This is a genomic window from Orbus sasakiae, from assembly GCF_039542345.1.
Classification (GTDB): Bacteria; Pseudomonadota; Gammaproteobacteria; order Enterobacterales; family Orbaceae; genus Orbus; species Orbus sasakiae.
Genome location: NZ_BAABHY010000001.1, coordinates 1,137,316 through 1,159,249 on the forward strand (window position 1 = coordinate 1,137,316; position 21,934 = coordinate 1,159,249).

General features: G+C 35.4%; 4 protein-coding genes. 3 read left to right on the plus strand and 1 reads right to left on the minus strand.

The window, feature by feature from the left end:
* Positions 1-5 precede the first annotated feature (5 nt).
* Positions 6-18,023 carry an amino acid adenylation domain-containing protein gene (locus ABEA36_RS05020; RefSeq protein ID WP_345489439.1) on the minus strand — a complete coding sequence of 6,006 codons (18,018 nt, stop codon included), beginning with the start codon at positions 18,021-18,023 and terminating at the stop codon, positions 6-8.
* Between the two features lie 667 nt (positions 18,024-18,690).
* Between ABEA36_RS05020 and ABEA36_RS05025 the strand changes: the two genes are divergently transcribed.
* The 3 genes from ABEA36_RS05025 to ABEA36_RS05035 all read left to right on the plus strand — a co-directional run bounded on the left by ABEA36_RS05025 (position 18,691) and on the right by ABEA36_RS05035 (position 21,933).
* Positions 18,691-19,332, plus strand: a complete 642-nt coding sequence (locus tag ABEA36_RS05025; RefSeq protein ID WP_345489441.1) for a DUF421 domain-containing protein — start codon at positions 18,691-18,693, stop codon at positions 19,330-19,332.
* A 32-nt stretch (positions 19,333-19,364) separates the two neighbouring features.
* Positions 19,365-19,904 (plus strand): methylated-DNA--[protein]-cysteine S-methyltransferase, encoded by a 540-nt coding sequence (locus ABEA36_RS05030; protein ID WP_345489443.1) that lies wholly within the window; start codon positions 19,365-19,367, stop codon positions 19,902-19,904.
* Between the two features lie 211 nt (positions 19,905-20,115).
* Positions 20,116-21,933, plus strand: coding sequence for an ABC transporter ATP-binding protein (locus ABEA36_RS05035; protein ID WP_345489445.1), 1,818 nt, complete (start codon positions 20,116-20,118; stop codon positions 21,931-21,933).
* Position 21,934 lies beyond the last annotated feature (1 nt).

Consider the following 21,934-nt stretch of genomic DNA (forward strand, 5'->3'; position numbering starts at 1 on the left):
GCCTATCAAATTGATGTAAAAGAACGAATATTGTCAATTATCGTCTGATCCTTTTCTAAAATTTTATAGTGATCTGTCTCTAACTCAATCACCGATAACTGCTGTGTAGATCTTAAACAGGAACCAAGATTATTTGCCTGATATCCTTCATTAGCAGCACCAAAGCCCTTTTCTTCCATAGCTTTAAATAACATAACTTGTGTATAATTAAGCTTCGCTGAAATCGGTTGTAATGCGATAGTTTTATCAACCTGACTAACCGATACCACATTAGCACGTAGATATTTTGGAATGTTAAGTTCAGCCATCAGTTGGTCTAAATCAACTAACGGTTCTTTTTCATTGATATCTTCAGCTTTTAATAACCAAGTATCGAGCGCAATGACTTTAATATCTTTTAATCCTCGTGCTTCTAAAATACTGGCAATTTCTAAACCAATTTGCCCACCCAATGACCACCCCATAAAAACAATTGGCTTTGTTAAATCCAATACACGATCAATATAAGATAAGTAATATTGCGCTAATTTTGGTAAATTATCAATTTTATCATCATGATAGAAATTATATGAATCGACGCCATAGCAACAATAATATGTTTCAAGTTTATTGGCTAATGATAAATAAACTGAGCAACCGCCCATTCCAGGGTGAATCATAAAGATTTGCGGTTTATCACTCAGTGCTGTTAATGGCACCACCGGATTAAACTCTTGTTTATCGGTTTCAGCAATTTTTATTGCTAACTCACGGATATTGCGTGCATTCAATATATCCACCAATGATAATCGCACTTGGAACACTTGATTAATACGGCTATTAAGTTTCATGGCTAAAATACTGTTTCCGCCTAATGCAAAGAAACTGTGTTCCATGCTGATCTCAGAACTGGCGATATTCAACGTATCTGAGAATATTTCGGCTAACACTCTTTCAAGCTCGTTTGCAGGCAAAATATGCGCAACAGTGTGATTGAATTCGGGTTGAGGTAACAATTTACGATCCAGTTTACCGTTTGAAGTTGTTGGTAATACATCTAAGTGCACGAACGCAACAGGTACCATATATTCCGGTAACGATTGTCGTAGATGATTAATAAGTTCATCATCATCTAATGGCGTATTTGCTACATAATAAGCAACTAAATACTTATCTTTGGCTGAACGCTCATAGGCAATCACAATAGCATGAATAATTTGCTCATGTTGTCCTAGGCATGCTTCAATTTCATTGAGTTCAATACGATAACCACGAATTTTAACTTGAAAATCATTTCGTCCTAAATATTCAATGTTACCATCAGCCAGATATCGAACAATATCACCCGTTTTATAAATTCGGTGATTATAATTTTCAGCTTTCTCATTAGTATGTTGGAATGGATTAGCAATAAAACGTTCATCCGTTAACGTTGGATTATACAAATAGCCTCGTGCGACGGCATCACCACCAATGTAAAGTTCACCGATAGCGCCAAGTGGTACTGCTTGTAAGTTATCATCTAAAACATAAGCAGTTGAATTAGCAATTGGGCGTCCGATTAAAACCTTACTAATATTGCGATCATTACAGTCGTAATAGGATACCTCGATAGTTGTTTCAGTCGGTCCGTACAGATTATGAATTTGGCAATGTGGTATTAATCGATGACATTTTTTTACATCATCCAGATTCAGCGCTTCACCACTACAAAATAGATATCGTAAGCTTGCTAACTGAGTTCTTAGCGAAACTTGCCCTTCTACCGTTTCAAGGAACGTTGAAAGCATTGATGGCACAAAGTGAAGCGTTGTAATCCCTTCTTGCATAATCAATTCAGCTAAGTAGATATTATCTTTATAGGATTCAGAATGCGCAAATATAATACTAGCACCATACCAATTTGCCCAAAATAGTTCCCATATTGAAACATCAAAGGAATAGTTAGTTTTTTGTAAAATCCTGTCATGTTCAGTAATTGGGTACTGCTTATGTCGCCATACAATTTTGTTGATAACACTTTGATGCTCGAGCATAACACCTTTCGCATTACCTGTTGTACCACTGGTATAGATCACATATGCCAAATTGTTGGCTTTAGCAATCGGTAACGGATTGGTTTTACTGTATGCAAAAAGTTGCTCTACAATGTGTGGAGACTGAAGGTTAATCACTATCTGTCCATCTTTTGCAAGTGTTTTACATTTCTCATAACAGGCTGTGACAGTCAAAATCACACTAGCCTGAGTATTATTCAAAATGTAATGAGATCGGTCGGCAGGCGCTAATGGATCAATAGGTACATACGCAGCGCCTGATTTCAGTACGCCTAAAATTGCGACCGGCATACATAATGAACGATCGAGATAAAGCGCAATTAAGTCATCCCCTTTAATCGCAAAATGCTCTCTTAGATAATGTGCTAACTGATTAGCTTTTTCATTTAATTGGCCATAGCTTAATCGATTATTTTCATAAACAACCGCAATGTTATCCGGCGTTTTTGCTACTTGTTCTTCGAACATTTGATGAATTGTTTTATCATTTGGATACGCTTTACGCGTGTCATTCCACTGATAGATCACTTTATCATAATGCGCTTCATCTAAATAATTTAATCGGCTAATTGGCTGATGCTCGATAACTAATTCACTTAATTGTTCCAGAATATAACAATAAACATTGATATATTCATTAATTGTCTGGCGATCAAAAAGTGCTGTTGCATAGTTAAAATTACCACTAATACATGTTTTACTGTCATCAAGCATTGTTGTCATATCAAATTTAGCACCATTATACTGTGTGCTGTTTGCCTGATAGGGTTTAAATAATTCATGCGTATTTGTTTTATCTGCTAAACCAAATGATTGTAAGCCAAACATGACTTGGAATAATGGATGTCTTGATGGATCTTTTTCGATTTGTAGCGCATCAACCAATTTTTCAAATGGTAAATCTTGATATTGCTGTGCCTCACTAACTAAGACCCCAGTTTGACGAATAAAATCAGCGACATTTTGTTGTGGTTCGATTTCACGCCGCAAGGCCAGTGTATTAACAAAAAAGCCCATTGTGTCTTCAATTCCAGGATAATGTCGACCAGCAATGGGGGTCCCAACAATAATATCTGACTGATTACTGTAAGCTCTTAACAACAGGTAATACCCACTGAGTAACAGAGTATAAAGACTCACATTTAAATCGGCGGCGAGTTGTCTTAGTTTATGACTGGTGGATTCACTTAAAGTGAATCCACAATCAGCACCACGATAATCAATTTGCATCGGTCGAGTATGATCAATCGGCAAATTGAGTGGTTGATAATCACTGAGCCTATTTTGCCAATAATCAAGCTGTACTTGTAACCTTTGCGCTTGTAGATATTTGCGTTGCCACAATGCAAAATCTTTATACTGTACTTGTACTGCGGGTAAATCAACTTGTGCATTTGTGGCGCTATAGAAATGATAATAATAGTTTAATTCTTTTATTAACAGATCAACAGACCACCCATCGAATGCAATATGGTGAATGACTATACTCAAATAATGTTGTTCAGCCAATTGATAACTCTGTGCCGATATAGGAATTTGTTTAGATAGATCAAAAATCTGATTAATGTGATCTGTCATATACCGATCAAGCATTGCTACATCTTGGCAAACCAGATGATTAATTCTGACATCGACATTATCTGGCGCTAATACACATTGATAGCCCATGCCTTCACTATCAGCTTTAATAATTGTGCGTAAAATTTCATGACGCTCAACAATCTTAACCAGCGCTTTTGACAAAGCAATTAAGGATACATTAGAACTTAATGTAAGGGTGAGCGGAATGTTATATGCATGACTTCCCCCTTCATAATTATCAATAAACCATAAACGTTCTTGGGCAAATGAAAGTAATTGATCTTGTATTCGCTCAATTTTAGGGGCTTCTATGACCATAAATTGGGCATCATTCGCATCAATTTGTTCACTCAATGCTTTAATGGTTTTATAGTTAAATATGTCTGAAATATGAACTGATTTTTCGGTTTTGTCGGATAGTTTAGCAGCAAGTTTTATCGCTAAAATACTGTTACCACCCATTCTAAAGAAATCATCTGTAATGCTGATACTATCAAATGGTATTGAAAGCAATTCACTGTAGATTGTAGCAACCAAAATTTCAGTATCGGTCGTTGGTTTAATCGAATCAATGCTGACATTAAAGCTAGGTTGTGGTAATGCAGCGCGATTAACTTTGCCATTTAACGTTAAGGGAATCGTATCGAGATGAATAAAGACGACAGGAATCATGTATTCCGGCAAAGATTGTTGCAAATAATGAAATAACTCATCATTACTTATTGGCTCTTCTGCCACATAATATGCAACTAATTGCTTATCCCCGACACGAAGATCACATGCTAATACTAATGCTTGTTTAACAGCTGGGTGCGTCAATAATCGGCTTTCTATCTCTGCGAGTTCAATTCTAAAACCACGAATTTTAACTTGGAAATCATTACGGCCTAAATATTCCACGCTACCATCTGCCAAATAACGAACGACATCGCCAGTTTTGTAAAGTCGGCTATTTTTCCTTTGTAGGCGTTGTTCATCACTTTGGAATGGATTATCAATAAAGACTTTTTCAGTTAATGTCGGGTTATTTAAATAACCGCGCCCAACGCCGACACCACCAATATACAGTTCGCCAATTGCCCCCACTGGTACAGGACGTAACATGTTATCGAGTACGTATAATGTAGCGTTATAAATAGCTTTACCTATGTTGGTATTAATATCACCTTTGCGATACAGATGATAAGTTGCCCAAATTGAAGCTTCCGTTGGCCCATAAGCATTAACTAAAGGCCTTTCATATTCGCAATAATGATCAACAATATGTTGAGATAATCCTTCACCGCCAACTAAAAGTCGTCCAATCGGGATAATTCGATCTTTATCTAATAATACAGGTGGAATAAAAGCATAATCAATACTGTGTGTAGCAACATAATCAATCAATGCTTGCAGATCTAACCGTTTATCCTGAGCGAAGATATGTAGGCAATTACCCGTCAATAATGGGACAAAAACATCCAACACATGTGCATCAAATGTGTAATCCGAATACCATAATGTGCTTTTACTTTTATCACCGGCATTACATAAACTTAACCCCATTGCCTCGTGCTGTACAAATGTCGCGTTAATCGCAGAGTGATGTTCAATCATAACCCCTTTAGGATTTCCGGTTGTGCCACTGGTATAAATAATATAAGCCAGATTTTGAGCGGTTGCTGTTGATTTTGTTTGTAAGCTTGAATAATTTGCTAACGTGGTTTGCATATTAAAGTCATCTAAACAAACAACCTGGGTATTCGTTTGGGTTAAGATATTGTTCAAATTAGCTTGATAAGTTAAGGTTGTGATAACAGCTTTACATTGCGTATCATCGACAATCCACTGTTGCCGCTCGTCAGGTAATTTTGGACTTAATGGCACATAAGCTGCACCTGCTTTTAACACAGCAAGAATACTAATAATAATTTGTGGTGTTTTATCTAAGCATATCGCAATTAAATCATCACCTTGAATTGAAAACTGATCATGTAGATAATTTGCCAACTGATTAGCTCGTTCATTTAATTGCTGATAAGTGAAACTCATATCATCATGAACAATCGCAATATGATCCGGTGTCCTGATGACTTGCTCCTCAAACATTTGTGCAAGCGTTTTATCTGTGGGATAATCATGCTCAGTTTGGTTCCAATCATGGATAACTTGATGATAGGTCAAATTATCTAAGTAACTGAGTTTAGCAATGGGTAAATGCTGCTCACATAACTGACCAAACTGCGCTAAGATGTGACAATATACATTGATATAGCCATTAATTGTTTCGGCTTCAAATAATGCTTTTGCATAATTAAAGTGCCCTGTAATACACGCTTTGCTATCATCCAAAATAGTGGTTAAATCAAACTTAGCAATATTATATTGTTTTGAATTAGCGTCATACGGTGTAAATAAGCAATCCTCTGACGGGTGATTTGATGCCCCAAATGACTGAACGCCAAACATGACTTGAAACAGAGGATGTCGTGAAGGATCTTGCGTAATTGTTAATGCATCAACTAATTTTTCAAATGGTAAATCTTGATACTGTTGCGCCTCACCCAGTTTCTGTCCGGTTGTTTGAATAAAATCCGCCAAATCGGTTTGATCATCAATTTCTCGCCTTAATGCTAATGTATTGACGAAAAAGCCCATAGTATTTTCAATACCTAAATAATGTCTACCGGCAATTGGGGTTCCTAAAATAATATCAGATTGATTACTGTACGCTTTCAGCATCAAATAATAACCGCTTAGTAACACCGTATATAAACTGACATTTAAATTAGCTGCTAATTGACGTAATGTTTGGCTTACACTTAAGCTAAGACTAAAATTAACGTCTTCACCACGGTAATCAATTTGCAAAGGCCTTGGATGATCAAGCGGTAAATTTAGGGGTTGATGATCAGCTAATTCTGATTGCCAATAGTTAAGCTGTGATTGAAGCTTTTCACCTTGCAAATATTGACGTTGCCATATCGCAAAATCCTTATATTGTACGGAAACTGATGGTAATTCAATTACCTCGCCCGTTGCCGTAAACGACTGATAATAATGATTTAATTCTTTTATCAATAAATCAATTGACCAACCGTCGAATGCAATGTGATGGATAACCAAACTAAGATAGATGTCATCTTCCAATTGATAACTTTGCGCTGAAATCGGAATTTGGCTAGCTAAATTAAAAATACAATGTACATGTTCCATGATACTGTGGTGCAATTCATCAAGATGCTGACATTTTTTATGCGGTATAGAAAGCTTGGCATCCTTGCTGCATAGAACTTGTTGATACCCTTCTCCCTGACTATTTGATTTAATAATAGTCCGTAAAATCTCATGACGTTCAATAATCTTATTAAGTACGTTAGCCAATATCGTTAATGATATGTTTTTATTCAATTTCAGTGTAAGAGGAATATTATATGCATCACTTCCCCCCTCATAACTATCAATAAACCATAATCGTTCTTGGGCAAAGGACAATAACTGTTGCTCAACTTGCTCTATATCTTGGGCTAAAATGGTGTATTGTTGACCCGCTTGCGTATCAATATATTGACTTAATGCGCGAATCGTTCTGTGATTAAAAATATCCGCAACATGAACCGTTTTACTGCAACTATCAACAAGACAACTAGCTAACTTAATCGCTAAAATACTGTTACCGCCCATTCTAAAGAAATCATCGGTCACACTAATCTGATCAAGTTCTAGTTTAAGAAGTTGTGCAAATAACCGTGCAACCTGCTTTTCCGTCACAGTCGTTGGTGCAATACACTCGGCTGTTGTATCTTGACTGATTGTTGGTAAAGCAGTGCGATTCACCTTACCATTAATGGTTAACGGCATCGCATCAAGATACATAAATGCAGAAGGAATCATGTATTCAGGCAAATGTTCAAGTAGGTAATCATATAATTGATCGCGGCCAATCACCTCATCGGCAACATAATAAGCCACTAAATATTTATTACCACTTGCGTCGGTATTCGCTAACACGATAGTTTGTTTTATTGATGGATGACGGTGTAAACATGCTTCAATTTCAGCAAGTTCTATACGGAAACCACGGATTTTAACTTGGAAATCATTTCGACCCAGGTATTCAACATTGCCATCAGGCAGATAACGGACTAAATCACCCGTTTTATAAAGTCTCGCGTTGCGCTCTTCAAGATGTTGTTGTTCACTTTGGAATGGATTGACAAGAAATACGTTGCCCGTTAATTCTGGGTTATTAAGGTAACCAAGTCCCACCCCTTCACCGCCAATGTAGAGTTCACCAATCCCCCCTAATGGTACTGGGCGTAAATAGCTATCTAAAATATATAACGAGGTATTATTAATTGGCCGACCTATTGGCACACTATAACTAAACGGTTTCTCGGCTGAATTAATCAGATACGTGACAGCAAAAGTCGTCGTTTCAGTTGGACCATAACCATTAACCAATTTTACCTGCGGATGTCGTTGCCTAAAATGGTTTATGTGATAAACCGATAGCGCTTCTCCCCCCACCAATATATATTTTAATAGTCCTAAATTAGGGACATCAGCATCAACTAACGTATTGAAGAATGCGGCGGTGATAAAACAATTACTAATTTTATAATCTGATAACAATTGATTAAACTGCTCAAGATCCAAGAAGCATTCTTTTTTAGCAATAACGACACTTGCACCATTCAATAATGGCCCAAAAATATCATAAATCGAAGCATCAAATTGATAGCCCGAAATATCAAGAAATCTATCATTCGGTGATATCTCAGTATAACAAGGTTTAACCACCAAACGATTGATATTATAGTGACAAATTAAGGTTCCTTTAGGTTTACCCGTGGTACCACTTGTATAGATGATATATGCTAAATCTGTTGGTTTGGTTGTAACACTTACATTTTTGTTACACTGTAACGAAACAGTGTTACGTATATGCTCTTTATCCACTACAACCAATGAAACATCTCTTGAAAATTGCTTAATTTTCGCTTCATAGCATGCTTGAGTGATGACCGCTTTCACATTCGCATCTTGAATAATATAAGCATTTCGTTCATTAGGTGTATCTGGGTCTATCGGTACATAGGCAGCGCCAGCCTTAAGCACAGCAAGCATACTGACTACAATTTGTTCACTTCGATTTAAATACAAACCAACAAAATCGTTAGGTTTAATATCGTAGGTCGTTTTTAAATAATGTGCTAATTGATTGGCTTGCTGATTAAGCGCTTCATAAGTGAGTATAAGATCATTAAACATGACTGCGGGTGAATGTGCAAACCACTTAACCTGTTCTTCAAATAGGTCGATGACAGTTTTATCAGCACGATAATCACCTTCAGTTTGATTCCAATCATAAATAATGGTTTGATATTGTGTATCATTTAAATAACTTAAACGACTGATCGGTTGTTGTTGCTTAACTAAATCACTAAGTTGCTCTAATATATAGCAATAGACCTCGATAAATCGTTCAACCGTTTCTGGTTTAAACAATGCTGTTGCATAATTGAAAATACCGCGAATTGATGCTTGACTGTCATCAATCATCGTCGATAGATCAAATTTCGCCACTTTATACTGAGCGTTATCTGTCATGTAAGGTGTAAATATAGAATTATCAGTATCAACATCATCAAAACCAAATGATTGCACACTAAACATGACTTGGAATAAAGGATGTCGAGACAAATCTTTTTCAACTTGTAAGCCGTCAACTAACTTTTCAAAAGGTAAATCTTGATATTGCTGAGCATCACTTAGTAAATTTCCTGTAGCCTTAATAAAATCAGCTAAATTATCTTGATCATTAATTTGACGTCTTAAAGCCAGTGTATTAACAAAAAAGCCTAACGTATTTTCAATACCGGGGTAATGTCGCCCTGCGATTGGCGACCCTAAAATAATATCAGATTGATTACTATAGCCTTTTAGGAATAAATAATAGCCACTTAATAAGACTGTATATAAACTCACATTTAAATCAGCGGCAAGTTGTCTTAATTGTTGACTTGTTTGAGTGGTTAACTTAAAGGGTATATCTTGACCACGATAATCAATATTTAATGGTCTCACATAATCCGTCGCTAAATTTAATGCTTGATAATCCTCTAACGTAGAGCGCCAGTAATCCAATTGAGATTGTAACCGTTCACCTTGTAAATATTCTCGCTGCCATAAAGCAAAATCTTTATATTGAACATCGATGTTTGGTAATTCCGGTGTATTATTGCTATCACTATAAAACATATAATAGTGATTTAACTCTTTACTTAATAATTCAATTGACCAGCCATCAAATGCAATATGATGAATGACGATACTTAAATACGTTTTTTCTGCTAATTGATAACTTGCAACTGATAACGGTATTTGGTTCGCTAAATCAAACACACAATGAACATGTCGGCTAATGTGGCTATTGAGTTCATCAAGCGTATCACATATGGTGTGGCAAGACTTAAGTTCTATTTCATCGGTAGCAATAACTTGTTGATAACCTTCGCCCTGCGCATTGGTTTTAATCAACGTACGTAAGACTTCATGACGTTCGATAACTTTATTAAGTGCTTTGATTATATTTACTAATGAAATGGTAGGTTTTAACAGTAGTGTTAACGGGATATTGTATGCATCACTACCGCCTTCATAGCTATCAATAAACCATAAACGTTCTTGCGCAAATGACAACACTTGATCTTGCACGCAATCAACTGTTCTAATCGTAATCGATAAAGTCTGATCGGTTAAATCTTGTTCAATAAACTGACTCAAAGCCTCAATCGTTTTAAATTTAAAAATATCAGCAACATGGACGGTTTTAGCAAAATTGGCCGTTAAACGGCTAGCTAGCTTAATCGCTAAAATACTGTTCCCACCCATTCTGAAAAAGTCATCAGTAACGCTGATCGAATCAATATTCAACCCCAGTAATTGGGCATAGCATTGACAAATAACTTGTTGTGTTTGATTGATTGGCGCAACGTAGTGAGTCTGCGTATCAATGGTCGCTGCGGGTAAGGCTGCACGATTGACTTTACCATTTATATTGAGAGGCAACGCTTCGAGGTAGATGAAAGCTGCCGGTATCATATATTCAGGTAAACTTTGTTTTAAATAATCAAATAACTGTTCACGATTGATTAGCTTTTCTGCAACATAATAGGCTATTAACTGTTTATCCCCCATTCCATTATCATTAGCAATCACTATCGCTTGCTTAATCGCAGGATATTTTATCAGTTTAGCTTCGATTTCAGCTAATTCGATACGAAAACCTCGAATTTTGACTTGAAAATCATTACGACCTAAATATTCGATATTACCATCTTTTAGGTAACGGACTAAATCACCGGTTTTGTATATACGGTCATTATATCCTTGCGCTCGTTCAAGCTCACTTTGGAACGGATTATGAACAAATGTTTTAGCCGTCAATGCTGAATTATTTAAATAACCACGCCCAACACCTGCTCCACCTATATATAATTCGCCGACAGCGCCAAAAGGTACCGGACAAAGTTCACTATTAAGTACATATAAGGTGGTATTATTAATAGCGCGACCAATTGGGACTGAATGATTAAATTCAATATCAACTTGATTCGTTAAATAGGATACTGCGTATGTTGTTGTTTCTGTTGGACCATAGATATTGGCTAATTTAACGTTTGGGTAATAGCGTCTAAAACGATTAACATGATCGACTGATAATGCCTCACCACCGACTAATACATAATTTAATTGAGCTAAATTTGATAATTTTGCATCGACTAGTGTATTAAAAAATGCTGTTGTAATAAAACAGTTTGAGATTTTTTTATCTGTCAAAAGTTGATTAAATTTGATTAAATCGAGCAAGATATGTTTTTCAACAATCACAACACTCGCACCATTAAATAATGATGCAAAAATATCATAGATTGAAGCATCAAACTGATAACCTGAAATCGCCAGAATTCGATCATCTGAGGTGATTTGAGTATAATCAGGATTTAAAGCTAATCTATTGATATTATTGTGATTAATTAGTGTTCCTTTCGGTTTACCTGTTGTTCCACTGGTATAGATACAATATGCCAGATCGTGCCCTGTTGTCTGGTTTTTCGGATTATTCACATTGTACTGTAATAATTCTGTACGCAATTGTGGTTGATCAATATTAATGAGATTGTCAACAAATTGACTCACTTTTGCTTGATGTGACTGACATGTGATAATTGTCTTGATTTTCGCGTCATCAATAATATATTGATTTCGCTCATCTGGCGCATCAGTATCCATTGGTACATAAGCCGCCCCTGCTTTTAATACAGCTAAAATACTGACAACCATCTGTTCACTGCGATCTAAATATAGACCAACCAACTCATTCGCTTTTAGCTGATACTGTGTTTGTAAATAGTCAGCAAGCTGATTTGCAGATTGGTTTAATTGTTGGTAAGTTAACGTGATATCGTTAAATAATACGGCAAGATGATTTGGTGTACGTTCAACTTGTTGTTCAAAAAGACGAATTGCCGTTTCTTCTGGAAAATAATTACATGCAGTCTTATTCCAATCATAAATGATAGTTTGATATTGCTGCTCATCTAAGTAACTAATTTCATTTTGTTTAGTATGTGGTTGGGCCACAATCTGCATCACAATCCGTTTAAATGTTGTCAGCAAATGGTCAATGACATCATCGTCAAACAACTCGCCAGCATAATGTAAATTGAGTGCAATACGCTGTTCTTCCTCTAACACAGTCATGACTAATGGATAGTCTTGCTTTTCTTCTGAGCCTAAAAAGTTTAACGTTAATTCATGTTCAAAGCAGTTTTCAGGAATAGGATAATTTTCAAAGACAAACAGCGAATTAAAGAGTCGTTCACCTGATTGTTGTAAGTTAGCTAAATTGACATTGCTACGACTATTGGCCTCATGAATATCATGCTGTAATGTTCCTATCACATCACACAACGAAATTGATGGTTGATGATTAACGATTAACGGTAAAGTATTGATCAATAATCCTACCGTTTGTTCGATTCCATCAACCGGTAAGTTACGTCCAGCAACGACAACCCCGACTATCGTATCACTACTTCCTGTGTACACACTTAATACTTTGTGCCAGCAATATTGTAATATTGCATTCGTCGTTAATGCATATTGTGTTGTAATGCCTTTTAGTGCTAAAAAGATATTTGCATCTAATGATAGTGTTTTATGGGATGGCTTAGTGATATGCTTATAATCGCTTAACAAAAGACCTTTAGCATGACTTGCTAATAGCAAACTCAAATCTTCTTTAGTTTCTTGTCTCGCTAAATATTGTTGCCAGTAATCTAAATGTTCAGCACGATTCGCTTGCAGGTATTCTTGTACCAGTGGGTATGAATGGTCTTTACATTGCGAACAAGGATACTTATTAAGTAAGGCAATATAAATATCGTGAACAGCTTTAATCAAAATAGGGTTACTCCAACCATCTAAAATAGCGTGATGGCTACTAAAGACACAGCTATAATGCTGTTCACTACGTTTGATTAAATAGACTCTGAATAATCCTGCTACGGATAAGTCATAAGCTTGATTTCTATCTTGCTTATAAAGTTCATTTAAAAAGATTTGTTGTTGGTGAGCAGATTGATTTGAAATATCATAATATGACCAATTTAACTCGGCAGTTTTATCAATAATTTGAACAAGTTCTTCATCCCAATTAAAGCGTAAACGTAAACTTGGATAATTGTTTTGTAATGACTGCCACGCTTTCTTCAATAATTCAACATCAAGCTCATTTTCATAATCCCAAAACATTTGGGTACGATAAGCATCATCAATATCACCTTGGCTAATCGCATGATAAATAAATCCCTCTTGCAAACTATTTGCTAAATAAATGGATTCTATTTCAACATGCTTTTGTAGTTGTTCTAATTGGTTTGCCGATAAAGTGTAGTTAATGTCCGCTGTGGTTAAATAGCTTCGGTCACTATTGGCTAACTGATCAATAGTGATTTGAAGTAAGGCAATATAATTTTCAGCTAACTGCTCAAGTTTTGAATTTTCTAAGTATCCTGACAATTTAATTTTAAGTTCGCCACCAACAATACCACAATCAAGATTTAATACATTCATCATGCGATTTTTTGATGAGATTGCTGTACCGGGATCCATTAACGAAAATTGCCATTCCTCTGTTGATGTACCATCAAACTGCCCTAAATAGTTAAAACCTATCGGTGAAAGCATTGTATCTTGGTAACCAAATAGTGGAGCAAACCCAATTCCTCGTGAAGGTACGGCTGATAAACAATCTTTAATTTGAGCTACATGAGTTAAAACATGACTTTTTGCGACTAAAGCAATCGGATACATATTGGTAAACCAACCCACTGTGCGATTGACATCAATACGAGATGACAACGCTTCACGTCCATGCCCTTCCAACGTAATATATTGCTGTTCAATCCCAGTAAATAGTTTAAGAACATGAACAAAACTTGCTAATAAAACATCATTAACTTGTGTTGATAACACGCGATGAATTTTACTTTGCAAATTAGTGGTATACACACAATCTAATTGTCGTGTCACGCTGTTAAGTCGTTCATGTTTAAATAAGGGTATAACCTTTTGTCGATAGCACGCAATGCCCTCGGTCATCGTTAGCCAGTATGCTTTTTCTTGCGCAACTTGACCTTGATTTACATAATCATGAATTTGAGCAACCCATTGACGATAGCTTGATGATTTTTCACCAAGAATATCGACAGCTGAACATGATGCTTGTCGATGAGTTAATAATGTCTGATAAATCGTTTGTAAATCTTGCTTAATAATATGCCAACTTATAGCATCAACAATTAAATGATGTAGCGCAAAATGGATTTTAGCGAGTTGTGAATGTTCTGATTCAATGTAACCGACATGAAACAATGGTCCATTTTCAATATCAAAACCAAGTTGCCATTGTTCAAACAACTGTTGTTCAGTGCTATTACTATGAGCTAAATTAATTGCATCAAACTTAATATCATTGATTTCTGTATGATATTGTTGGCAATATTGTCCATCTTGATCGCGATAAAATGTAAGCCGCAACGCATCATGATAGCTGACTAATATATTGAGACTTTGCTGTAATAAAGGCACATCTAATTTTGGTACATCTAAAATAAATGTCTGATTCCAGTGCTGATAATCTAAAAACTGACCATGCTTAACGCGTTCAAAAAACCACTGCTGAATTGGCAATAATTTAAATGTTCCCGATAATTGCCCTTTTTCGGTCACAATTACCGTATTTTGTTCAATCTTACCGGCACTAATACATTTCGCTAACAGATGGACTGTTTTGGTTGCAAAAATATCTTTAATACTGACACTGGCATTAAGTTTATGTCGTATTTTACTGACTAATAAAATACCACTTATACTATCACCACCAAGTTTAAAGAAATCATCATGAATCCCTATTTTATCGCCATCAACGCCTAATACTTCGGCATAAATCTTACATAACACAGTTTCGATCTTGTTACATGGCGCACAATACACGGTTTGTTGAGTAAAATTAGGTTCAGGTAACGCAGTACGATCAAGTTTACCATTGACAGTTAAAGGGAAATCATTCATATGAACAAATGCGTTTGGTAGCATATATTCAGGTAAATAATCACTTAAATACTGTAATATTTGATTTTCATCGATGGCTTGTGGCGCAATATAATAAGCAACTAAACTTTTTAAACCTGTATTTAGCGTATGTGCTAATACCGCCGCTTGACTAATGTGTGGAATTTGAATCAGACTGTTTTCGATTTCAGCTAATTCGATGCGATGACCACGGATTTTAACTTGAAAATCTTTTCGGCCTGCATACTCAATCGTTCCATCAAGCATTTGTCTTGCTAAATCACCTGTTTTATATACTCGTTGTGACGAGTGAGCATCCATTTTAAATGGATGATTAATGAAAGACTGGTCGGTTTGTTGTGGGTTATTTAAATAACCCCGAGCTAATGCAATACCACCAATATATAAATCACCGATTACCCCTGCTGGTACTGGTTTTAAATTCTTATCTAATACGTAGGCATCGAGATTAATAAGAGGTAAACCAATGTTAAGATTATTATCACCATGTTGATAATGATGTAGCGTAGCACACACTGTACTTTCTGTCGGTCCATAGGCATTAATGACTTGTGTACCTTGTTGGCAATAACGCTCCATAATTTCAATATTACAGCTTTCACCTGCCACAACCAGTGTCGATAATTTTAACAAATGATCTTTATTGAGTAGAGCGGGAGGAATCGTTGCTATATCAATATGTTGATTGTCAATGTAATCTGCGAGTAAATTAAAATCAAGCCGACATGTCTCATTAAGAATGTGTAAAACATGACCATTAGCGATCGCAGTAAACATTTCTGAAACGTGCGCATCAAAAACATAGCTTGCATACCATAAACAATTTTTAGTGTTGTGAGAATCAAATGCAAGACCAAAAGCGTTGCCTTGTACCGCGGCCAGATTGCCTAGTCCAATATGCTCAAGCATAACCCCTTTAGGTAAACCGGTTGTACCACTGGTATAAATAACATACGCTAATTGATGAGGATGTAAATTTATATTCAAATTATCTGAATCAGTAGTTAATAATTTATGAAAGAACTCAGGGTTATCTAAGCAAATAAGCGGTGTTTGTGTTTCATTAATGACACTAACTAAATAGTCATTGGCTGATTGCTCAGACAGTATAACTTTAGCTTTCGTATCTTGTAATATATAACTTAACCTTTGCTTTGGCGCCTTGGGATCAAGCGGAACATAAGCCGCGCCTGTTTTTAACACAGCAAGAATACTGATTGGCATGAATGCTGACTTTTCAAGGCATAATGCAACAAGGTCATCGGGTTGTAATTTATAGTGCGAGATTAGGTGGTGTGCAAGTTGGTTTGAATACTGATTAAGCTGTTGGTAAGTCAGTTTGTTATCATTATAGATAACAGCAATCCGTTCGGGATACTTATTTGCAATCTCTTCAAATTGAGTGACCACATTGTTTGACACTGGTTGTTCTATTGTTTTAGTCAGTGTTGTAGCCAAAAATTGTTTTGGTTCAATAAGATCAATATTATTAATTACCGTTTGTGCCTGGCCAGAGGTCAGCGCAGTTAACATTTCGATAAATAATTTTTGATAATACAGCATCAAATTTTTAATCAAATTTTGGTCAAGAATTTGACTATCAAACCGTACTCGATAATTAATTTGATGATTATGTTCTTGCTGTTCAAAAAGTAATGTACTGGCTAAATCGACTTGAAACTCATGATTGACAGATTCATTTTTGACATTCATCAATCCAGCTTCATGATCACGATAAAAAGTTTGTGCAAAGGCAATATTAAGGATTGAAGGATCACCGCCACAGCGAATAATTTCGTTAATTGGTAAATATTTCGCATGAGACGTTTTTAAGTCTTTATAGAACGATAAGGTCTGTTTAATTAAAGCGTCGAGTGTGGTGTGCTCATCAAATCGGTAGTCAATAATCATTGTATTGATGTGTGAACCATACAATAACTCTTTACCTTCTAAAATGGCAATAGGATAAGCCAAAGCAATGTTATTATTCCCCGACATTTTATGCAATAAGGTCGCCATGACCATTTGACCAAATAAGTAAGGCGTGATCTTATATTGACGACGCAGCGCATTGACTTGTTTTGTGACATGTTCGTCATAACTAAAAAGATACTCAGTAAATGATGATATTGATTGGTTTTTCGGTTTATGTGTAGTTTGTAAAAAACTTAAATCAACGCCTTGGATACCCTGTAAGTGTTTTTGCCAAAATGCTCGCATCGTGCTTGAATGTTCCGCAAACAGTTGCTCAAAATAGTCATACAGGCTTTGATGCATCATAGTTTGGTCAGCTAATGCGGGAACTTGATATGTGACGCCATTATATAAATTACGCCATTTATCCCATATTTCAGCCGTACTAATACCATCAACCACAATATGATGGAAAATAAAGATCATACGATAACGCTCATCAGCTAACTTGATAAGATGAATGCGAACTAAAGGACCATGGTGCAAATCAAAAGGTTTTGTAACAAGTGCGTAAATTTGTTCGTCTGTTAATGGGGTTTCATGAAATGTCGTTAAATTGACAATCGGCTCAACAAGCTGCCAGCAAAGTCCTTGCTTCGTGTCTTTAATCACATGTCGAGTAATAAAGTGTTCATTTAGTAATTGTTCAAAACTTTCATTGTATCGTTGTGGATTAAGCTTTCCTGTTACCGTATTATCTATAACGATGTTGTAATCACTTCGGCTTGGATTATTTAACCATTCATAATAAAAAATTGATTGGTAAGGCGTAAGTTTTGTGTATTTCATTTATTTATATCCGTTTATCAGTAAAAGAAAAATTAACAACAAATACAACTTGGAATTAAGCTAGTTACTGAAATGGTTCATTATTTAGGACATAAAATGAATCAATAAAATAAACACCTCTTGTAACCGAGCCAACAACTTTATTATTCAGTTTTAAACCGATTTGATTGCCTTTAAACTCATTAAAATGGTGTCTTTTTTATAAAAAACCATCAAAACACACTAAACTGATAATCAATACCGATTAGCATATTAAAATACAAAATTTTATTCTAATTATCAACGACGGCTACTTAAATAATTTTACTTTTGTGAAAATAAAACCCTCATTATTAAAAATAATGGTTAAAAAAAAGTATCAAGCCAGCGCATTTTTATCACTAATTTTAAAAAATATAATCAGTTAATAAAAAAACACAAAAGTACTGAAAAATAAGAGACTGCGCACTTAATTACCCACAACAAAAAATCAATTATTCAGTTAATTTATTCTGCGATATAACTTGTTTTATATAACGTTTTTTATGATATAAATTTTTTCTTATGAATTGATTATTAATTAAACACTAAAAAATAAAATAAGTGATTGATGCAGTAGCGATTCTAAAAATATTAGTGAATAATAAGATTTAGGTATTTTGCATCGTTAAAAGTAAGGAATAATCTGATGGATTCAATCTACATGAATATTATGATAAAAATGGCCGCCGCATTTTTTATTCTACTGGTTTATATTAATTTATCCGGTAAAGGATCATTAGCCCCTATTTCCTCATTAGATCAAGTTGGTAATGTTGTACTCGGTGCTATTATTGGAGGACCTTTATACAACCCAGCTATTAGTATTGTTTTATTAGTAGGTACGGCCAGCGCATGGGCAGGTTTGCTATTATTAGTACGCTATCTTTCTTTTAAACGCAATATTGTCAAAAACGTCGTAGATGGACGCTCTATTCAATTAATGAAAAATGGTAAAGTATTATCCGAAAATTTTGGTCAGGCGAAATTATCAGTTCGTGACTTTATTATGCTTTTACACCAACGTGGCTACCCAAATTTAGATGAATTACAAAATGTTTGGTTTGAATATAATGGGCAAATGACAGTAGTAAAAAAAGGCGATACCGCAATGGCTATTGTTTTAATTGAAGGTGGTAGTATCGATCATAATCATTTAAGTGAATTATCCCTTACTGAAGAATGGTTAAATATTGAGATTGTTAAACAAGGTTATGCAATAGAAGATATATTTTTAGCTGAATGGCATAATAATAAGCTTTGGTTATATCCATATCACAAAACAAATTAATTCACTCAGCGGTAATGACGAAGGAGTCCTTAATGTTTTACTCATCAACCTATTCATCCCCGATTGGTTTAATTACGTTAATGAGCAAAAATAATCAACTCATTGGATTGTGGCTTGAAAATGAAAAATATTTTGCCAACAGCGTTGATACGATTGTAACGCCACATGATAATTTGGCCGTCTTTAATTTGACTAAAACGTGGTTAGATAATTATTTTTTAGCTAAAAACCCAACCATCAATAGGTTACCATTAGCACCAACAGGTAGCCCTTTTCGCCAGCATGTTTGGCATATTTTAAACCAAATTCCTTATGGAGAATTAACGACCTACGGTGATGTTGCTAAGAAAGTCGCATTGCTGATGAACCGTAAAACAATGTCTAGCCAAGCGGTAGGTGGTGCGGTTGGACACAATCCGATTTCAATCATTATCCCCTGCCATCGAGTAGTCGGATCAAATGGGAGTTTAACGGGCTACGCAGGTGGTATTGATAAAAAAATTAAATTACTTGAGCTTGAAGGTGTTGATCTTACAGCTTTGTTTACTCCCACACATAGCACCGCCCCCTGATTTTTGATTAATGCTGTTGAACCACATGATTAAACCTACGCTAACGATTAATGAATTAAATTTACACTATTGATGATGATCATTAAATTATTTTTATGATATTGATAATCATTATCATTTAAAGTTATACTAAATACCTTCCTCAGATGACCGATATTCATACCAATGATTAAACTAAATGTTAATTATTAAATGAGTTAAGGACGAAGATATGACGCAATCCCCCCAAGCGATAAAACGTGGCTCTGCCAGACTTTGGCAACTGGCATTCACGCATCGAATACTCGTTTCATTCGCATGTTTACTGGCAATATTAAGTGCAATTTTTGCAACATTACCCTTTATCGCTATCTATTTTATTATCAAAGCCATACTGACCTATTTAAACACGGGGATTGCGATGGATAGCGCACAACTGATTGGCTACGGTTGGTTTGCCTGTGGATCGGCAATTGCAGCAGTACTCTTGAACTTTACAGCCTTAGCATGCTCTCATTTTGCTGCATTTAAAACGCTTTACCAATTAAAATTAGACTTTATTAAACACTTGTCGCTATTGCCTCTGGGTTTTTATAGCCATCATTCAACAGGCGAACTACGTAAAGTTGTCGATGAAAATATAGAAAAGATTGAATTATTTATTGCGCATCAATTACCTGATCTAATGGGTTCTTTTGCCATGCCGATTATTTTATTTTTTGTATTAATCTTTTTTGACTGGCGACTTGGCCTTGCCACATTATTCCCAGTCATCTTAGCTTACATCATATTATTTAAAAGTTATGGACAAAAAGGTGCGACAAAACATTTTGAAAATTATCATCGACAACAAGAACTCATGAATAATGTTTCAGTTGAATATGTACGCGGTATTTCGATTATAAAAGCATTTAATCTCACATTTTTTTCATTTAAAAAGTTTTATGACATCGTCAAAACATATCGTGATTACTGTTTAAAAATCACTCATAGCTTTGAGACAAGCATGGGATTATTTTTACTCCTTCTCAATAATATTTATCTATTTTTAATCCCCTTAGCTATCATGTTATCTTTCCATATTGATAATTATTTTGATTTTGCATTATCGACGATTTTTTATCTGGTTTTTTCTGTTTCTATTACCGGACCTTTTTTAAAATTAATGTATGTCTCTAACCAATTAAGACTCGTTTCAACGGGGATTGATCATCTTGATGATATTTTGTTAACAAAGCTTCTACCCGTACCTCAAAACCCTCAAACGGTGCAAAATTACACTATTCATTTTGATCATGTCAGCTTTATCTATCAACAAAAATTACCGTTGGCACCTTTAGCAATTGATGATGTTACATTTACCGCTAAACAAGGGACGATAACAGCATTAGTCGGCGCATCTGGAAGTGGAAAAAGTACAATAGCAAATCTGATTCCACGTTTTTTTGATGTTGATTCAGGCAGCATAAAAATTGGCGATATTGATATTCGTAATATGGATAACGAATATTTGCAATCTTTAGTCAGTTTTGTCTTTCAAGATGTTTTTTTATTTAAACAAACCATTCTTGATAATTTAAAAATTGGTAATAATCACGCAACAATGGAACAGATTATTGACGCAGCTAAAGCAACACAATGTCATGATTTTATTGAATCTCTTCCTAATGGTTACAATACTGTTGTCGGGAGTAACGGCATCCATTTATCAGGTGGAGAACGCCAACGGCTCATTTTTGCCAGGGCAATAATTAAAAACGCCCCCATTTTAATTCTAGACGAAGCAACTGCTTTTGCCGATCCAGAAAACGAGCATAAAATTCAGCAGGCGATGATTGCATTAATGAAAGGCAGAACAACCATTATCATTGCCCACCGACTTTCATCGATCATTCATGCTGATCACATTTTAGTATTAGACCAAGGTAAAATAAGAGAATCAGGTCAACACCAAACCTTACTTGCTCAACATGGGTATTACAAAAATATGTGGCAAAGCTATACCCAAACCTTAAATTGGCAAATTGTGTCAACAAAATCAGAGGATTAAT

Excerpts from the sequence above, each read along its gene's own strand:
- ABEA36_RS05025 (WP_345489441.1), top strand. The coding sequence starts at position 18,691 with ATGGATTCAATCTACATGAATATTATGATAAAAATGGCCGCCGCATTT.
- ABEA36_RS05035 (WP_345489445.1), top strand. The coding sequence starts at position 20,116 with ATGACGCAATCCCCCCAAGCGATAAAACGTGGCTCTGCCAGACTTTGG.
- ABEA36_RS05020 (WP_345489439.1), bottom strand. The coding sequence starts at position 18,023 with ATGAAATACACAAAACTTACGCCTTACCAATCAATTTTTTATTATGAA.
- ABEA36_RS05030 (WP_345489443.1), top strand. The coding sequence starts at position 19,365 with ATGTTTTACTCATCAACCTATTCATCCCCGATTGGTTTAATTACGTTA.